This window comes from Pseudoalteromonas sp. N1230-9 (genome assembly GCF_032716425.1).
Classification (GTDB): domain Bacteria; phylum Pseudomonadota; class Gammaproteobacteria; order Enterobacterales; family Alteromonadaceae; genus Pseudoalteromonas.
Map to the genome: position 1 here is coordinate 17,113 of NZ_CP090420.1, position 18,857 is coordinate 35,969.

An 18,857-nucleotide genomic window follows, 5' to 3' on the forward strand; every position below is an offset into this window, starting at 1 on the left:
GCCTTTGCTAGTTCATAAACCGCCATATTTTAGCTTTTTAGCAGCAGTGCTGTTAGGAGCCGTTGCGGGTGTAACTAATCTACTCCCTATTTTTTTCTTAGATAGTTCCGAATTTTTGCTTGGGCAGTTTTTTGTCATCTTAAGCTTACTGCTATTTGGTTGGCGATTTGCACTCATCACATTTGTAATAAGCACAGGTTTTATTTTTTATCGTTGGGGGCATGCTTGGCCTTCAGTTGTATTTGCCCTTGAACTAATTTTTTTGCACGTTTTCTGCTTGAGTAAAGCTCGGCCTGTATTCCTTCGCGGTATGATATTTTGGTTTATAGTCGGCTTGCCTTTGCTTTGGGGCTTTGGTCATTTCATATTGGGTTTACCTATTTTGACTATTGCGATTGCACTGGCAAAATACTGCCTCAATGCCGTAATTTACTTGTCAGTCATTGATTTATTGAGTTTCTTTTTTAGTCGCTATTCATGGCATAAATACTACTCGTCGTTATATAAAATACTGAATTATGTTGTAACTTTACTCATTATTTTAGTGGTTATTTTAACGTCTATTGTGTTAACCAATAATCATTATTCACGCATAGAATATGAAATAAATTCTCAACTTTACGAAAAAGCACAAGAAATATCGCAAACCATAGATACTCATTTAGAGCATCATAAAAAAGGTGTTCTTTTAACTGCTAGAAGTATTGCTTTGGGGGCGCCTAAGCAAGCAAGCTTAGAAAATATGGCGCAGTTATACCCTGATTTTAGAACGCAAATCGTTACAAATGCAGTTGCAGACGTGACTCACTTTTTCCCTCAATCTTTAGCAATTAGTCTGGAGCAATCTATGATTCGGCCCAATGTTGCAGACAGGGATTACTTCATTAATGCACCAAATAATAGACAAGGCTATGTGTCTTCTATTTTTAAAGGGCGTGGGTTTGGTGCGCTTCCCATCGTGGCCGTTTCTGCCCCCATTTATATTGAAGATACTTTTACAGGGGTTGTTGAAGGCTCTTTGATGTTCGATTACTTCTCAAGGCTACGGCCAAGTTTATTCAGCCATCAAGGTGAATTAGTCGTATTAGATTCAACAAACAAAGTGGTCTACAGCTCACTGAATAATTTTGTTGAATTACAGGAAATTACGGACGATGAATTGAGTGGATTTACAGGTGAAACCCGTTTTAAGAGGCTAAACCAAGATAACGAACAGCAGTTTTATGCCCGTGTAGCATACTCGTCAGAGCACAATTGGGTAGTGTTGACCATGCTTAATCGTAAGTATGCTAACGATGTTGCGGTGCATGCTTGGGGGCAATCGATTGTTATGATTGTGTTTATTATTTTATTAACCAGTATTTTTATAACTCAGTTAAGCCGTTGGTTAATAAAACCTATTTTAAAATTAGCGGAACAAATCGATAAGTTTGAGCCTGAACAAGCAAATACAGATACCTATTTACCTGATACTTGGCTTGAAGTAAGCAGGTTACAATCACAATTTTCTAATTTAGCGAATAAACTGACACTGAGCTTTAGCCGTCTACGTCAAGTGAATCATGAAAATGAGCATCTTAACAGCAAGCTAAAGGATTTTAATGCGCAATTGGAACGCCAGGTTAGTGATAAGACGAATGAGCTGGTAAAGGCTGTAAGAGCAGCAAATCATGCTAACAAAACAAAATCGCAATTCTTAGCCAATATGAGCCATGAAATAAGGACGCCGTTGAATGGCATTTTAGGCATGACGCAGCTACTTTTAGACAATGAAACTTTACCAGAAAAAGAACGCGAAGAGCTGACAATGGTGCATCAAAGTGCCAATAATTTATTATTGATTCTTAACGATATTTTAGATTTTTCAAAAATAGAAGCAGGGGCGCTAAAACTTGAATATCGTGCTGTGGAGGTGAAAAAGCTACTACATAAGTTAGCGCAAGTGTTTAGTAATACCAGTGTGAAGCCTAACGTTTCGTTTGCGCTTGATATATCAGATGATATTCCCGATTACATTAGTTTAGATCCGCTTCGCTTTAGCCAAGTTATTAATAATATTTTAAGTAATGCGGGTAAATTTACCGAATCCGGTGAAATTACTTTATCTAGTCATTACAAAAATGGCACGCTTGAAGTATGTATTCGTGACACGGGCATTGGTATTTCACCCGATCAACAGGCTAAACTTTTTACTGAATTTACTCAGGCTGATATTTCTACAACACGAAAATATGGCGGTACTGGGCTTGGTTTAACAATTTCAAAGCGCATTGTGGAATTAATGAACGGTGAGCTGAAACTAGAAAGCGAACAGGGTAAAGGCAGTGTGTTTACACTTTGTGTACCTGTTCAAATGAGTGAATCCACGCTTGTAGATAATCAATCTGCTCAGAAACCCGAGCTACAAGGTGTGAATGTACTAATAGTTGAGGATAACCCTGTGAACCAACTTGTACTCAATAAAATGATGCATGAAACTCAGTGTACAATTAAGCAAGCCAGTGATGGCGTAGAAGCACTTAAAGCCTTAGAGAGCTTTGTGGCAGACATTATTTTAATGGACTGTCAGATGCCGCATATGGATGGTTATCAGTGTACTCAAGCGATTAAATCTGAGCCAGATCGTTATGGCAAAGCAGTCATCATTGCTATTACCGCAAACGCTTTTGAAGATGATCAAAAGCGTTGCCTTGAAGCGGGAATGGATGATTTTATTTCTAAACCAATTAATAAAGATGAGCTGTATCATTGTTTAAATAAGTGGTTTAAAGCGCGTTTAAACGGCCAATAATCGCTTCAATTGTGGATTCTTTATTAAGCTCATCTACCAGCATGGGCTTAGCAAAATAATACCCTTGTAGGTCTTCACAACCCATTTTTTCTAAGAACTTAATTTGTTCTGTGGTTTCGACACCTTCAGCAATACAATAAAGCCCTAAATTTGTCGATAGCGCATGAATGGTTTTGATAATTGACTCGTTACTTTTATCTTGGCCAATGTTACGCACAAAGCTTTGATCTATTTTTATAACATCAATAGGAAATTGGCTTAAATAGGTTAATGAAGAATAACCTGTCCCAAAGTCATCCAATAACAGTTTAAATCCCGCATTTTTTAATTTTTGTAACTGCTTTGACGCTTTTATTTTATCTTCAAGTAAGGTGCTCTCAGTGATCTCTAGACGCAGCTGAATTGGTTTTACCAAATGATTATTCAGTATCATCAATAAACGCTCAGTGAGGTTTGACTTCAAAATATGCATCGGTGATAAGTTTAACGACAAATAAAAGCGAGGGTTTGCCCGTAAAAGAGGCTTGAGCTCTGTTAAAGCGCGATCAAGGGCTTGCTCTGTTAAAACATCAATTAAACCGATTTCTTCAGCAATAGGAATAAATTCGGCGGGGGAGACAAATCCTTGCTCGTTTTTCCAGCGCATTAAAAGCTCAACACCATTGATAGTTTTAGTCCTTGCATTAACAATCGGCTGGTAGTTATTAAATAACTCGTCATCTTTGAAAGCATCTTTAAGTGCATTTTCGAGTAACAACTTCTTAGTTAGCTGATTATTCATTTGCTCTGTGAAATACTTAAAGTTGTTACGCCCAGACTGTTTTGCATGCATCATTGCAATATCGGCGTTACGAATTAAGTCATCCGCCGTTGTCGCATCAAATGGATACAAAGCAACGCCGATGCTGGCCGATATATTGATAGAAAAATCTTCAATAACCACTTTATTACCTAGTTCATCAGTGAGTGATTTAACTAAAGTGCTTAAGCTTTGAGGTGAGTGTAAGTCTTGCACTAGCACTAAAAATTCATCACCACTTTGACGGCCTATTATCGCATTGTCAGGTAAAATGAGATCAACTCTTCTAGTGATGTTGCACAGTAACTGATCGCCCACGGCATGGCCAAAAGAGTCATTAACAGGTTTAAATTTATCTAGATCGATAAATAACAAAGCGGCTAATTTATTCTCTTTGCTGGCATTATCAATACACGTATTTATTTTAGAATGCATTAACGTACGATTAGGTAAACCTGTTAAAGGGTCATAGTTAGCAAGGTATCTAAGCTCATCTTCGGCACGTTTTTGCTCTGTTAGATCTGATATTACGATAACGTAGTAATTAATCGTTTGCTGATCTCTTGCGACTGCTGTGACACTTATGTGAACAGGATGCGCGGGACTTTTTAAGGTGCGAATAAACGCCTCAGTCTTCCAATTTTGCTTGGGTTTGAGAGTTTTTAAAACGGTTAAAAATTCAACGTAGTGCGCTTTTCCTATCGCACCTAAGAAGTCTTTTAAGCTCAAATCAGCAATATTACTCGGTGTGGCAAAGGCTTCGCTGAAACTCGCATTAGCTGAAAATGGCTTTAATTGGTTATCTAAAATAAGCAACCAATCGTTTATTTGGCTAAAAGCTTCCCCAAGCACGGCTGCTTGTTGAGCATTTGCTTTTTGCTCAGTTATATTAGTGTATATTCCCGATATTTTAAGCGGTGTATTATTATCATCCGCCTCAACTACGCGGCCAAGATCTTGGTACCATAGCCATTGACCTGTTTTGTGTTTTAAACGGTAGGTTACATTCCACTGTTGTTGGTTAAGTTGTTTAGAAAAAGATTCCCACTGATTGATAAATAAGCGTCGATCATGAGGGTGAATGAGGTTTAAAAACTCGGTGAGTTTAATTGTATCTTCATATTCTTTATAACCTAACTCAGCCGCTATACGGTTATTGTGTATAGTCATTTTTTTAAGGTTAGCTTCCCAAACGCCACTATTATTGCTACTCAATGCAAGCTCAGTTTGTTGCTGGGATTTTACGATTTCATCATGCGCTTTTCGGATCGTTTGCTGACGAGCACGATACTGCCAAAAAATAATAAATAAAATAGCCAAAACAATCACCGTGTAGCAAGCGATTGCAAGCGGTGAGGACCACATTGCATAAGCAACGTTGAACTTTAACTGGCGGGTTGCAGTGTCAGCGTTAGTTAACTCTGAAGTAGATGAAACTGAAACCGACAACACATAATCACCAGGAGGAAGCTTTGTGAAAAGTACCTTATTGGTCGTTAGTTTATCGTATTGTAATGACGTAGGGCCTTCTAAAGTCACTTTATATCGTGTGGTGTCTTTATTTAATGTGTCAAAGTTAGAAAAAGTAACCTCTAGGCCTATATCATCTGCGGTGAGTTGCAGCGCATTATCAGCAAATTTATAGGGGTGATAATTAAGCTCTCTTGATAAGAGTGAGACACTGGTAATTTCAGCTGAGTTTTTCTGCGTACTGATTGGCGAAGACAGAAAATCTTCTGGCGAAACAAGTAACACGCCACGGGTTGAACCAAATGCAATTTGCCCATTGGCGAGTGTTGTATCTGCATCTATATTAAATTCATTAACGGATAAACCGTCTCGGATAAAATAGCGATCTAACGCAAATGAGCTCAAATCTAAACGATATAAGCCGTTTTGAGAGCTAAACCATAAAAACCCAAAACGATCTATTTGAAGCCCAAAAACTGATTTAGCTTGAAGGCCTGAGCTCTGATTGATGCGATGCTTTATTTCATAGCTTTCAGCGTCTAAGCCAATTAACCCTTCATGTGATGAAGCCAGCCATAACACATTGTTGTGATCGATGACCCAGTCATCTACTAGAAAAAAAGCTAAAGGGTTATAGTTTTCAACTTGATATATTAGCGTTAACTTTTCTGTCGACTCATTGTAACGATAGAGCTTACCGGACATATTAAGAACATATTCATCAGGGTAATTAGGTAACGGTTTTAAAAATGAATTTGCATTGATTATATCTACTTGCTCTTTAAGCCCTTTTATGACATTTAATTCGCCAGTTTTTCCGTTATAAGTGTAAAACTCATCATTCGTTATAAAAGCAAATTGATCAGGTTTCATAACGTGAAAGCCCCAACTAGGCTCTGTTGATAAAAATGTCGTTGTTTTTTCACTGCCATTAATGGCTATTGTCTTGCCTGTTTTTTTGTCAAACAGCGTCAAGCCAACATACTTCATTAGCCATAGGTAACGGTTATTATCATCTAATTGTGCTTTGGCAATACCATAAATACCATGCTCACCATGAAATGCTTTTTCGTCATTATTTACTAAGTATGCAGTGGTTTTTTTAGTTAACTGGTTGTATTTCATTAAGCCGTTATCGGTACCAATCCAAAGGGTGTTATTGTCATCTTGGACAATAGACCAAATGTTATTGTCGTAATAACTTTGCTCATTTTTTAATTGAATATGCTTAAAACGTTTTGCCAGAGTAGACCAAGTAAATACCCCTTGTGATCGCGAAGCAAGCCAAAGAAGGCCTGTTTTATCTACCATGACATCAGGTATGGTGTTATCGGTCATGTTGAATTTGCTTTGATCGAAACGCAAAACAAACTCAGCACTCAATGTTTGCCGATTAAATTCAAATAAGCCCTTTTCGGTAACGATGTACTCACCAAAAGGACTGTTTGTATAATCCCATATATTGAGCGTAGGAATGAGTAGCTTAGCTTTATCAAATTCAAGTAGTTCCCTGCTATCAAAAGGGATGTTATACATTCCTTCCACAGTTCCGACTAGCAGCCCTAACTGTTTATCGACATGTAAAAATTTGACGTTTTTGTTGTCATCGTTAATGTTTTTTTGATCTGCCAATGGAATATACGAAATATGCTCATCAGCGAGATTCTTAGAAAACAGCCCGTTAGAGGTACCAATAAATATAAAGTTTTCATGAAGCTTTAGGGAGCGAATAATGTGCTCTTGTTTATTGATTGAAAATTCATGTAAAAACTTTTTTGATTGCTTGTGGTACGAGTAAACATGTTGGTTTATAGCAAAAAAGTAGTCGTTATCACTTTCATCTAAAGCCAGTATAGGAGAGAAAAAATTATCTTCAGGGTTTAGCTTTCCTGAATAGATTTTTTCAACATGCAAAGATTTTGGGTCAATTAAAAAAGCCCCTGAAAACTCGGTACTTACAAATAGTTTTCCATTGTTAGTTTTTGCCATGAAGGCAATTTGTCGTTGATCGAGTATGTGCTCTCCTGAAAATGGAGATACTTGGTAACCATCATAACGATTTAAACCTTGATAAGTACCAATCCATATAAAACCGAGATCATCTTGAACAACTTTAGTAACAGAGCCTTGAGTTAAGCCTTCATCTGTTGAAAGTCGCTGAATTTGCAAAGCATAGTTTTGCGCATTCGCAATGTTAGGGAATACTAATAGGATAAAAATGAAAACTAAGAGGAAGTGTTTAGGCACCGAATGTTGAACCCTAAATTATTATTTGCACAAAACTTTTAGTAAAATATAGCACAAATATGCACGTAATTAACGAGTAAGAGAAGATAGTTTAGCACAATGTTAATTAAGGTACACAAATGTATCTATGTGCTATAAATACTTTAATTAAAAATGACCAAGGCCTTTTATGCGTCACCCATTTATATGTCAAAAAACGCAAACTATTTTACTTATCATTGATGAACAAGCAGGGCTATCTCCTGTTATTAGCGAGTTTGCAGAGGTTGTTAATAATACCGAAAAGCTTTTAACAGGGGCATCTCTTTTTGATATTCCAGTGGTTTTTACGGAGCAAAACCCTGAAAAACTGGGCGCAACCGACCCATCGCTTGCTCACTTTATGGCAACAAGCTGTAACATAGAAAAAATACATTTTAGTGCCTGTTTAGAGCCAAACTTCATAGAGTCGCTATCGCGCTTTAATCGTCCCCAAATTGTTGTTGCAGGAACTGAAGCGCATGTGTGTGTTTTACAAACGTGTTTGGATTTATTAGCTGCCGGTTTTAAATTGTTTATTGTGGATGACGCTATCGCATCGCGTAACTCACACCATAAAAACATAGCAACAAAGCAACTTACACAGGCTGGAGCTATAATAACATGTACCGAAAGTGTGTTATTTCAATGGTTAGAAAAAGCAGGAACTCAACAATTTAGAGCATTATTGCCATTAATAAAGTGAACCATGATACGCATCAAACCGTATAGGCTCGGTTAATTGTATTTTTGTAAATTATTTAATAATTAAGGCTTTAACTATGACGAGTGTGCGCCGTCTTTTTACGTATTTGTTTCTTCTTTTATTTGTAGAGTCTTTGGTCTTAGGGTTTATCTACTCAACCTTGTTAACCGGTGTGGTCACAGGCTTACTTTTGCTGTCTTTGCCGCTTTGGATGCTGTACCGCTACCCAGGTAGCAAATTGACCGCTCATGTGGTTGCTGCCGGCTGCATGATGTTTTCGTTTTTACACATCCAACAAAGCTATGGACTTATTGAAGTTCACTTTGAAATTTTTATATTGATGGCTGTGCTAATCATGTTTGTTGAGTGGCGAGTGTTTATTACCGCACTTGCATTTGTAGCCGTTCATCATTTGAGCTTTTATTTTTTACAAATCAATGAAATGGGTTTATATGTTTTTGACCCTGACCGATTATATTTTAGTACCGTACTTATCCATGCAGTGTATGCCATCGTGGAAGCTATTGTTGCGGGCTACATCGCTAAAACATTGCACCGTGAACGTAGTGCAGGGCTCTCGTTAAGTAATACTACAGAGCAAATTATGGCGAATGAAAACAGCATTAATATTAGTCTAAGAGCCGATGAAAGTCACAGTGAAGCGGTGGCGGGTTTTAATCGTCTTCTTGGTTTTGTTTCAAGTGTAATTGGTGATGTACAAAGCCAAAGTAGCGTTTTAAAAAATCAGTCTAAACAATTGCTTGAAGTACATGATGAACTGCACCAACAAGCACTGCACCGAGAGCAGTTATCGGCCGATATTGCACAATCAGGGGAGCGCGTTGCTGAAGGCTTTGCCCATGTTGAGCAAGAAAGTAATGAACTACAAACCCAGTTTGAAAAGCTTCATTTAAGTGCGAGCGAGGCATTAAATGAGGTGGCGAATACAGACAATAAAACCGCTGAACTGGCTAATAATCTTAAAGAGGCAGATCAGAACATTGCACAATTAGTAAGTGCATGTAGCCATATTTCAGACTTACTGAATGAGATTTCATCGATTGCTGAGCAAACCAATCTCCTTGCTTTAAACGCAGCTATTGAAGCGGCTCGTGCCGGTGAGCAGGGGCGTGGTTTTGCTGTGGTCGCAGATGAAGTTAGAAACCTTGCAACGCGTAGCAAACACACCACAGATAAAATAACGACAACCCTTGAAAGTTTGATGCAAAATAGTGCTTCATCGACTCAATCAATGCAAGGGAGTGTCACTTTGATTGAGCAACTATCGGCAATTAGCACGCAAATGAAGCAACAAATTACAGAAATGACGGAGCAAGTAAACAGTGCCGCTACAAGCTCACAATCGGTTGCGCATGTAGTGCAAAATCAAGCGGGTAACACCCGTGCAATAGCCGAGAACTCACAAGCCTTAATTGCTAATCAAGAGAATGATAACCATATGATTGAAAAGCTAACTGATCGTGTGCAGTTAATTGATGTCAGTATTGATGTGCTGGAGCAAGGTATTGCTAAATTCAAATAGCATAAGATTAACAGTGGCAACCCTTTTATGGGTTATCATTGTGGTTGCTACTTTAGTCTTTGCTTACACCCAGCAAACAGACACATTTGACCCTGATAACACGCTGTCGCAACCAAACTGGTTGTCATTGTTTCAAAATACCGTTGGGCTTAATGCAGTCGAAGGCGATACTTTGTATATTGTGGATGAAAACACCTGTGTCTGTTCCGCGCGCTCACAGGCGCACATTCAGAGCTTAACAGACTATGCTATCGAGCAGGGGGTAAAAGTCGTAAAACTAGCCCCGAGTACGGCTTTGTCTTTACTTATACCCGCGCAACCCGCTGCTGTGCTTATTTCAGATAATCAAGAGCTGGCATATGCAGGCCCATTATCAAAAGGCTTAGCGTGCTCGAGTCAGAACGGTTTTGTTGAGTTGGTAATTAAAAATTTACGTGCTGGCTTTAATAGTCAGTTCGTTAATTCGAATGCCGAAGGGTGTTATTGCAAGACAGGTTGAATTCACCTTTTACGAAAAGAGGCCAAAGTTACATTGGCCTCAGAACAACTAGGATTAACAGGGTTAGGAATTGATTATTGGATCTGGCCTCTAATTTCCCCATTCGGGTTAGCAGGCGTATGTACGTTTACATAATGACCGCCAGAAGCGAGTACTGAGAATATATCGGCATCAATCATCAAGCCGGTGCTGCTCATCCAGCGATTCATATCATCGCTATCTTGCACAAGGCCAACTAATACAGGGCCATTTTCACCGGCTACACCAGTATGAATATGCGCTGCGCTGGCGTCACTCACGCCAGAGGTGAGTATTTGTAATTCAGCACTGTAATCATGGGTGTTCACTAATGCATAGCCATCACCAGATGCGTCTGTCACAACACTTGGTACTTCTTGGGCGCCGCTTAGTGGGAAGGTCACAAATACATAGTTATCAGTTAAAATTTGCCCACGTAACTCACCGCTAGGATTCGCCGGTGTGTGCACGTTAACGTAATGGCCTCCTGATGCGAGTATTGCAAACGTTTCTGCATCGATCATGGTGTTTTCAGGTGTTTGCCATAGGTTCATGTTATCGCTTGACTGCTCTAATGCTGCAAGTACATCACCATTCATACCGATGCGGCCAGTGTGGATATGCGCTGCTGTTGCATCACTTACACTCTCTGTTAATGCTCTTAACTCTATGTGGTAATTATCCATATTGACCAGTGCGTAACCGCTGCCTGACGCCATGGTATCGACTGCGGGTACTTCTTGCATACCAGTTAATGGAAAAGTCACTAATTGATAATTATCCGTCAGAATTTGACCTCTAATTTCACCACTTGTGTTGGCAGGTGTATGGACATTTACATAGTGACCACCTGAAGCGAGCACTGCAAAAATATCTGCGTTTATCATCGTATTGGCAGGTGTTACCCAAGTGCCGGCATCAGTTGTTGACTGCTCAAGTGCCACAAGTACATCACCATTTGTACCAATTCGACCTGTGTGAATATGAGCGCCTGTTGCGTCATCTACGCCTGTTGTATTTACACGAAGTTCGAGGTCGTAATTATTCATATTAATGAGAGCATACGCTTCACCACTGGCATTGGTGGTCACAGCTGGTACTTCTTGCTCGCCATTGAGTGTAAAGCTTGTGAATGCGAAATTGTTGGTAAGTATTTGACCTCGTAATTCTCCGCCAGCATTATCAGGTGTATGAACATTTACATAATGACCTCCGGATGCAAGTACAGCAAAAATATCAGCATCTATCATAGTATTTGCAGGAGTCATCCAAATATTACTGTCATCCATTGATTGTTCAAGAGCGACGAGTACATCACCATTACTGCCAATTCGACCTGTGTGGATATGTGCTGCAGTTGCATCGTCTAAGTTTGAAGTAACAACCGTGAGTTCTACGCTGTAGTCAGTTGTATCTACTAATGCATAACCATCACCACTGGCCATGGTGGTCACCATAGGCACTTCTTGCTCACCACTAAGATCAAACGTTGCCACTGCGTAGTTATCCGTCAGGATTTGTCCGCGAATTTCGCCATTCGCAAATTCAGGCGTGTGAATATTCACATAATGTCCACCATCTAAGAGCACCGTAAGGGTATCACTGTCAATGGTGGTGCCCTCAGGCACCACCCAATCAGTCAAAATTTCATCGTCTTGCTCTAAAACCACAAACACATCACCGTTTGAACCTAATTTGCCTGTGTGGATGTGCGCTGCTGTTGCATCATCTACACCCATAGTGACTGCGCGGAGTTTAAGTTCTGTACTGGCACTGTCGTAAGATGCGTAACCGTAACCCATCGCATCGGTGTCGTTCATGGGAACTTGCTGTTCACCATTTAAGGCGAAAGTGATGATGCTAGTTGTATCAGGCACTATTTGTGCGCGTAACTCGCCGTCTGCAAATGCTTCAGTATGGAGGTTGATATACCAATCACCCTCCATCAGATCTTCGATAAGGGATTCATTAAGATCGGTAATAGCCACTTCATACATACCTTCGCTTGTTGCTTCAAATGCAAATGCAACGTCGCCATTCTCACCCAAATCACCATCATGAATGTGCGCAGCACTAAACCCTTCTACTGAACTTGCATCTAGCGTTGCACGAAATTGCATTAAACTTTCATCAAGCTCTACGGTTGCTGTGGCGGTTTGCATTGAGTTATTCATTGGTACTTCTTGCTTACCGCTCAAAGTGACAGAGTAGGTCTTACTTGGGCTAAATTCTTGTACTGGGGGAGGGGTAATCACTTCATTATCGTCGTCATCATCGCTACACGCAGTGATGAAAAGTAAGCTGCTTACCAAGAGTATGTATTTCATCGTTCTTCCTTATATCTTCGTATGTTCGGACGGTACGACGTGTCCATTTCAATAAGGCTTACGATAGGTGTTTAAAAAGCGATCACAAAAGGTTATTGAAAAGTTAAAACACACTCCTTTAGGATTGATTTTTGACGAGTTTAAGAAGTAAAAGTTAGATAGCAATTATATGCAAAGATAATTTGAACAGAGATAGCAACTTAATTTAGTGCTGATAGGTTTTGATATAGGTACGGGCTATGCATTATTTTAATTTCTCAGTTAAACGTCAAAAAATTCACGATAGGAAAACTATGCAGCTAACTTCATACACACCTTCATTACTAACAGAGTCATTATTAGGCCAGAAAAATAAAAATGAGCTAAACAACGAGAGTGAAAAGGCTGCAAACCATCCACGCTCGAAACAACAAGAAACTGATGTTGCCCCTGACCCAGATACGCAAGCGAAATCAAAAACACAGCAAGAGTTAGTAGTTAAAATAAAGGAGCTACAAAATAAGATTGATAGTTTAACAAGTAACGAAGACCTAGCTCCAGAACAACGAGAAAGTCAGTTACTAGAGTTAAATAAACAGCTTGATGAAGAAATTAATGCAGTTCAGCTTACAGTAAAAAGGAATGTTTCTACGATGATTAACTCTTTATTCGCACCTACGTCCAGTATTCACTCTGGCATGCTGTTTAATAATAAAGCATAAGTAAGTGGTGGTCTCTTCAGATATGTTTTGTAAGAAAGCATTGTTTCAGCATCCAGCTACAAAATTTTATCGCTGTAACCGTAGGCAGAGTACTGGTAATTTGCAGTTGCTTTGTCAATTGCATATTTATTACGTTCGCTAAATAACATACTTTATAAGTGAATGTATGAGAATACATATAAAAACAAATAGGAAGAACCATTTAGTGTGAATCGTTATAGGTGACCCGCGTTTGGCTGTTCTTATCATGGTTACTGGGTAATTATATTCAACAAGTGTTTTGAATAGTTCAGGATGCTCTATACTCCAGTCATTTAAAGGAATCGAGTTACCATAACGAGTTTTAAAAATAACAGAAAATAGGTAAGCTCGCCTTGGCTCTGGGTCGTTAATGTCGTAGCCGCTTTTAGAGCGTGTGAAATTCCATACGGCTTCAACATTAAGTAAATCCTCTCTTTCAAGTATCCGTGCTTTTCTGTCATCAAATAAAAGAGCTGGTAAGTAAATTTGTTCTTGGTTAATTTTAATTTCGCATAGTGGGGACTCTTGAATAAAGTAACGTTTATTGGCGATAAACATCTGAATTAAAAAGTAGCTAAGATAGGTAACGATCGCAGCGCCAATAGCGACTGCACCGGATTGTGTTTGCCAAACAAGTAGACATGCGATAATCAAAATAGCGGCAGTGATTATTTTTGCTTGTAATCTTTGTGCTTTAGGTAAGGGCACAGCACATCTTAAAATAGGTATCTCAGGCTGCACTTTTGTTTTTATCAAAGTCTGAAAAAAGATGGATTTAAAATTGTCGCGTGTTAATTCAATAGTAGGCGCTTCCATGTGTCCTCGTTTAAAAATCAAGCATTTGAGATAAAATAGCAAAAACAGAGTTTTATTATCAACTAACGTGTTAACTATCGTTTGTTATTTATAAAGAGTTTATTATCTTAACACTGAACCCTTGAAAGTGAGTATGCCTTGTCATTCAAAGTTGTTCACTCAAGCTCAGCTATTCGTTAAATCCTTTACAAAACCTGATAACCTCTTTTCTCATAAGCTAAAACATATCTAAACGTTGAAAATTTTTTGTGTACTCGTCATCAACTAACCACTCAAAATATAAGAAGAAATTTTCAGCTGTATGCCATTTAGGAGGTTCCAGTATGAAAGTTATACAAATTTTGACTAAAACACTATTGCGAACTATTACCGTTTAGATTAATATGCTGACCATCAAGAGAAATGAGAGTGGTTTGCATTCATGTATATCTGTTTATGTCATGGTGTGACTGATAAAAAAATCGAACAAACAATTGATGATGGCGCAATGACGATGCGCGATCTGTCAAAAGAGCTACAAGTTGGTAGCCAATGTGGTAAATGTTGCGGTTGTTGTAAAAAGATTCTTAACCGTAAGCTCATTGAAATTGCAGACATCACAGAGCAAGTAGCATAATTATTTGCTCTTAAACGTGTTTATTTAACAATTTTTCTTACCTTTCCTACTTATCTTTATCACTTCCGTACGCGTTTTATTTGCTTTTAACCCCCTCATTTATTAGGGTTATATCAAAGCAATGTGTGTATCACACAGTCACTGGTAGGAAGCCATGATAATTGACTCTCCCAAATATCTTTTTTGTGCAATTTTTTTTATGGTAGTGGCAGGCTGTGCGCAATTACCTTCTAGGGAGTCTATCCAACCAAGTTATGCTATTGCAGCTGATACACCCAGTACAATAGGAGATGCAGTGGGGAATGTTCATCCTGGTTTATCAGGATTTTATCCTTTAGTAGATGGAGTTGATGCCTTTGTTGCAAGGTTGGCGCTCATTGATTCTGCAGAGCACACCATTGATGTGCAGTATTATTTATATCACAGGCAGCAAACAACAATTTTATTCACCGCTTTTTTACTCAAAGCGGCTGATCGCGGAGTAAGAGTAAGATTATTACTTGATGACCTATCTCAAGCCGATAGTGAAATTGATTTAGCAGCGTTGGCTGTCCATCCCAATATTGAAGTGAGATTATTTAACCCGTTTCCTAATCGCCGTTTTAGAGCATTGGGTTTTGTGAGTAATTACAGCCTGCTTTCAAGACGAATGCATAACAAAAGCTTTATTGTTGATAATAAAGTTTTTATCACTGGCGGCAGAAATATTGGTAATGCATATTTTTCCGCGGAAGATCACTCAGAGTTTATTGATTTAGACGTAATGAGCGCAGGTGACATTGTACCCAAAGCATCAAAAGCGTTTGATTTATATTGGAATCATCAATTATCGTACCCCGTTGAAGATTTGCATGGCAGTCGTGATGAACAATCTCTCGTTAATATCACAGAAAGCTTACGAACCTATGTTTTGCAAAACCAAGACAGCAACTATGTAGAGCAACTTCGTGAAAGTGAGTTTGTGAAGCGTTTACAAAACGATGAGATCCAGTTTGATTGGCAAGAGTCGACTTTATTCTTCGACCATCCTGATAAGCTGCTCAATGATGTGAGTGAAAAATCAGCTAATATGTCGCCATCTTTATTCAAAGAGATGGGTCAACCAGAGCATAAAGCAATTATAGTCTCACCATATTTTATCCCTAAAGAACAGGGCGTTGAGTTGCTTACCAGTTGGGTAAAAAAAGGGGTTGATGTTACCGTACTGACTAACTCATTAGCAGCGACTGATGTTTCTGCTGTGCATGCGGGTTACAAGAAGTATCGTGCAGATTTAATTCGTGGTGGCGTTAAACTTTGGGAATTAAAACCTAGCGACTTAGTTGCTATTAAACGCAAAGCAGGGCGCAAGGTGACAGGCTCATCACAGGCAAGCCTTCATGCAAAAACAATGACGGTCGATGATAAGAAAATTTTCGTTGGCACCATGAATCTCGATCCGCGCTCTTTTGACCTAAATACTGAAATGGGCGTATTAATTAATAGTGAAAAACTCAGTCATTTTTTAGCGCACTGGGTTGATAAAAAAATGCCAGACTACGCTTGGAAAGTAGAATTGAAGAATCCAAACGATGACCAGCTAATTTGGCTTGATACAGTAAACAACAAGCAGTTTGAAAAAGAGCCACAAACCTCATCATGGCGGCGTTTTCAAGTTTGGTTTATATCGCTGTTCCCGATTGAGGATGAACTCTAGCTATAACTGCAAACCTAACCTTCGGCCCAACTTTTTTAGTTGGGCTTTTTTGTATTCGAACTTTAGTTGTTAATATTTTCGGGATAAAAATGCCAATTGAGCGTACATGTGTAAGTTTAATATATTCAAGTGCTTAGCATCATTAAGAAAATTAAATATAAAAAAATGTTAAAAAAACTGGTTGGACCAATTGATCTATTGTTCAATTTATGACGTAATGTAGGTATTACTATCTGGTCGGATGAGTTTATTATGAGCTTACGTACAAAATTAAAAAAAGTATTACCTAGTATTTCAATTACAGAACAAGAAGCGTTAGATGCAGGTGATGTTTGGTTAGAAGGTTCAATCTACCAAGGTAAACCTGATTTCGATGCACTTCGTGATGTGCCAGCTGCTAAGCTGAGCGCTGAAGAGCAAGCATTCTTAGATGGTCCAGTGAAAGAATTATTATCAATGATTGATGATTCTGAAATTCAAAATGGTGTTCATCTTCCTGACTACATCCTTGATTTCTTGAAAAAAGAGCGCTTTTTCTCGCTTATCATTCCTAAATCATTCGGCGGTTTAGAATTCAGCCCTTATGCAAACTCAACAATTGTTGCGACTATCGCGACTAAGAGTTCTGCGGTTGCGGTAACCGTGATGGTTCCTAACTCATTAGGCCCAGGTGAGCTATTACTTCACTTTGGTACTAAAGAGCAACAAGATCACTACTTACCGCGTCTTGCAAATGGTCGTGATATTCCATGTTTCGCATTAACTAGCCCAGAAGCGGGTTCTGATGCGGGTGGCATTCCTGATATTGGTGTTGTTAAACGTGGCCAGTTCAATGGCGAGGAAGTGTTAGGGTTAGAAATTACTTGGGACAAACGCTACATCACACTCGCGCCAATTGCGACAGTATTAGGTTTAGCATTTAAAGTAGTTGACCCTGATGGTCTACTAGGTGGTAAAGAAAACCTAGGTATTACTTGTGCGCTTATCCCTAAAGATCACCCAGGTGTTGAACTTGGTAATCGTCATGATCCTATGGGTATCCGTTTTTACAACGGTACGACTCGCGGTGAAAAAGTATTTGTACCAATGGACTTCATCATTGGTGGTCAAAAGAACATCGGCCGTGGCTGGCAAATGCTGGTTAGCTGTTTAGGTGCAGGCCGTGGTATCTCGTTACCAGCACTAGGTGTTAGCTCATCACAAGTGGCATTCAAAGGTGCTTCTGAGTACGCAGCAGTACGTGAGCAGTTTGGTCTGGCGATTGGTCAATTCGAAGGTATCCAAGAGAAGCTTGCTGATATCGCAGGTAAAACGTATCTTCAAGAAGCAATGCGTGTATTAACAACAGAAGGTTTAGGCATGGGCTTAAAACCATCTGTAGTCACGGCGATTGCTAAATACCACATGACAGAAATTGGTCGTAACGTGCTTGATTCAGCAATGGATATTCAAGCAGGTAAAGCGATTCAAAATGGTCCACAAAACACATTAGCAAGTGGTTATGTTGCACAACCAATCGCAATCACGGTTGAGGGTGCAAACATTCTTACTCGTAACCTAATGATTTTTGGTCAAGGTGTAATGCGTTGTCACCCATATCTACAAACTATGGTTGAGTCTATCCACAGCGAAGACAAAAATGCAGATAAAGAATTCAACAGCATTTTACGTAAAACAGTGGGCTACAGCGTAGCTAACAGTTTACGTGCTTTCCGCTTAGGTGTATTGCCGTTTACTGCGGGAGCTAAATCGTCATTACCAGAAGTACGTGAATACGAAAAAGCAGCACATAAACTATCTGCAAAACTTGCAGTTTACGCTGACTTCTCGTTATTAGTACTTGGCGGCAAGCTTAAACAAGCAGAAATGTTATCTGCACGTTTAGGTGACGTAATGAGTTTCTTATACGCAGCGATGGCGTCGATTAAATACTACGAGCAAAAAGTAGCAAGCAGTGAACGTGAGCAAGCTGCGCCTTATTTCCATTATGCGACTCGATTTGCACTACAAAGCGCTGAAGAAGCATTGCATAAGTTCTTAGATAACTTCCCTGCAAGTGGTACTCGTAAATTTATGCGTTTCATTACGATGAACTACTCAATGAAAATGCCTAAGATCAGTGATGATTTAATCCGTGAACTTGCGACTCAAGCGCAAATGGATACGGCATTTAAAGCGCAAATCACTCACTTGGTTAAACCAATTGAAGGTGATGGTCATCACATCAATGAGCAAGCGTACAAAGCGAAAATGGCATGCCTTGATTTACTTGCAAAAGTTAAAAAAGCACTGCGTGCTAAGACTATCAAGCCAGGCGTTCGTTTTGCAGAAACACTTGATAATGCACTTGTGGCAAGTGTTATTAACGAAGAAGAGTATGCAAAACTGATTGATTACAACAAGAAACGTGAAAAAGCGATTCGTGTTGATGAGTTCGACTTTGATATGAACTTACTGGATGACAATGCAAAGCCAGTTAACCCACTTAAAAGTGTGGTAAACGAGTAATTCAACAATGCAAGTCCTGAGCAGTATTAGGACTTTATCTTCGAAAACCCGTGTTTAGCACGGGTTTTTTATTATCTAAAC

Annotated in this window: 11 protein-coding genes; 8 read left to right on the forward strand and 3 right to left on the reverse strand. The window is 39.2% G+C overall.

Annotation, left to right across the window (positions count from 1 at the left end; all coding sequences use genetic code 11):
• Nucleotides 1–4 precede the first annotated feature (4 nt).
• Complete coding sequence (locus LY624_RS17495; protein ID WP_341804647.1) at nt 5–2,791, forward strand: ATP-binding protein; 2,787 nt, start codon at nt 5–7, stop codon at nt 2,789–2,791.
• On the opposite strand, the gene LY624_RS17500 is transcribed toward LY624_RS17495, so the two are convergent.
• Nucleotides 2,766–7,307: an EAL domain-containing protein gene (locus tag LY624_RS17500; protein ID WP_341804648.1), complete on the reverse strand. Its 4,542-nt coding sequence runs from the start codon at nt 7,305–7,307 to the stop codon at nt 2,766–2,768. The genes LY624_RS17495 and LY624_RS17500 overlap by 26 nt on opposite strands.
• 169 nt (nt 7,308–7,476) lie before the next feature.
• On the opposite strand from LY624_RS17500, the gene LY624_RS17505 reads away from it, so the two are divergent.
• The 3 genes from LY624_RS17505 (at nt 7,477) to LY624_RS17515 (ending at nt 10,073) form a co-directional block, all read left to right on the forward strand.
• Nucleotides 7,477–8,031 carry an isochorismatase family protein gene (locus tag LY624_RS17505; protein WP_341804649.1) on the forward strand — a complete coding sequence of 185 codons (555 nt, stop codon included), beginning with the start codon at nt 7,477–7,479 and terminating at the stop codon, nt 8,029–8,031.
• Nucleotides 8,032–8,107: 76 nt separating this feature from the next.
• Nucleotides 8,108–9,574, forward strand: coding sequence for a methyl-accepting chemotaxis protein (locus LY624_RS17510; RefSeq protein WP_130152357.1), 1,467 nt, complete (start codon nt 8,108–8,110; stop codon nt 9,572–9,574).
• Nucleotides 9,575–9,587: 13 nt separating this feature from the next.
• Nucleotides 9,588–10,073 carry a DUF6436 domain-containing protein gene (locus tag LY624_RS17515; RefSeq protein WP_130152356.1) on the forward strand — a complete coding sequence of 162 codons (486 nt, stop codon included), beginning with the start codon at nt 9,588–9,590 and terminating at the stop codon, nt 10,071–10,073.
• Between the two features lie 74 nt (nt 10,074–10,147).
• Here LY624_RS17515 and LY624_RS17520 read toward each other — a convergent pair whose 3' ends face one another.
• Complete coding sequence (locus tag LY624_RS17520; protein ID WP_341804650.1) at nt 10,148–12,418, reverse strand: CHRD domain-containing protein; 2,271 nt, start codon at nt 12,416–12,418, stop codon at nt 10,148–10,150.
• Nucleotides 12,419–12,711: 293 nt separating this feature from the next.
• Here LY624_RS17520 and LY624_RS17525 point away from each other — a divergent pair, with 293 nt between their 5' ends.
• On the forward strand, nt 12,712–13,119 hold the full coding sequence (locus LY624_RS17525) for a hypothetical protein (RefSeq protein ID WP_341804651.1): 408 nt from the start codon (nt 12,712–12,714) through the stop codon (nt 13,117–13,119).
• 138 nt (nt 13,120–13,257) lie between these two features.
• On the opposite strand, the gene LY624_RS17530 is transcribed toward LY624_RS17525, so the two are convergent.
• Nucleotides 13,258–13,956 carry a hypothetical protein gene (locus tag LY624_RS17530; RefSeq protein WP_341804652.1) on the reverse strand — a complete coding sequence of 233 codons (699 nt, stop codon included), beginning with the start codon at nt 13,954–13,956 and terminating at the stop codon, nt 13,258–13,260.
• 421 nt (nt 13,957–14,377) lie between these two features.
• On the opposite strand from LY624_RS17530, the gene LY624_RS17535 reads away from it, so the two are divergent.
• The 3 genes from LY624_RS17535 to LY624_RS17545 all read left to right on the forward strand — a co-directional run bounded on the left by LY624_RS17535 (nt 14,378) and on the right by LY624_RS17545 (nt 18,776).
• On the forward strand, nt 14,378–14,572 hold the full coding sequence (locus LY624_RS17535) for a (2Fe-2S)-binding protein (RefSeq protein WP_054554573.1): 195 nt from the start codon (nt 14,378–14,380) through the stop codon (nt 14,570–14,572).
• Between the two features lie 154 nt (nt 14,573–14,726).
• The gene (locus tag LY624_RS17540; protein ID WP_341804653.1) at nt 14,727–16,268 is read left to right on the forward strand and encodes a phospholipase D family protein; all 1,542 of its coding nucleotides are present in this window, start codon (nt 14,727–14,729) and stop codon (nt 16,266–16,268) included.
• A 252-nt stretch (nt 16,269–16,520) separates the two neighbouring features.
• Nucleotides 16,521–18,776 carry an acyl-CoA dehydrogenase gene (locus LY624_RS17545; protein ID WP_341804654.1) on the forward strand — a complete coding sequence of 752 codons (2,256 nt, stop codon included), beginning with the start codon at nt 16,521–16,523 and terminating at the stop codon, nt 18,774–18,776.
• The last annotated feature ends 81 nt before the right edge of the window (nt 18,777–18,857 follow it).

Excerpts from the sequence above, each read along its gene's own strand:
- LY624_RS17525 (WP_341804651.1), top strand. The coding sequence starts at position 12,712 with ATGCAGCTAACTTCATACACACCTTCATTACTAACAGAGTCATTATTA.
- LY624_RS17520 (WP_341804650.1), bottom strand. The coding sequence starts at position 12,418 with ATGAAATACATACTCTTGGTAAGCAGCTTACTTTTCATCACTGCGTGT.
- LY624_RS17505 (WP_341804649.1), top strand. The coding sequence starts at position 7,477 with ATGCGTCACCCATTTATATGTCAAAAAACGCAAACTATTTTACTTATC.
- LY624_RS17530 (WP_341804652.1), bottom strand. The coding sequence starts at position 13,956 with ATGGAAGCGCCTACTATTGAATTAACACGCGACAATTTTAAATCCATC.
- LY624_RS17540 (WP_341804653.1), top strand. The coding sequence starts at position 14,727 with ATGATAATTGACTCTCCCAAATATCTTTTTTGTGCAATTTTTTTTATG.
- LY624_RS17535 (WP_054554573.1), top strand. The coding sequence starts at position 14,378 with ATGTATATCTGTTTATGTCATGGTGTGACTGATAAAAAAATCGAACAA.
- LY624_RS17510 (WP_130152357.1), top strand. The coding sequence starts at position 8,108 with ATGACGAGTGTGCGCCGTCTTTTTACGTATTTGTTTCTTCTTTTATTT.
- LY624_RS17545 (WP_341804654.1), top strand. The coding sequence starts at position 16,521 with ATGAGCTTACGTACAAAATTAAAAAAAGTATTACCTAGTATTTCAATT.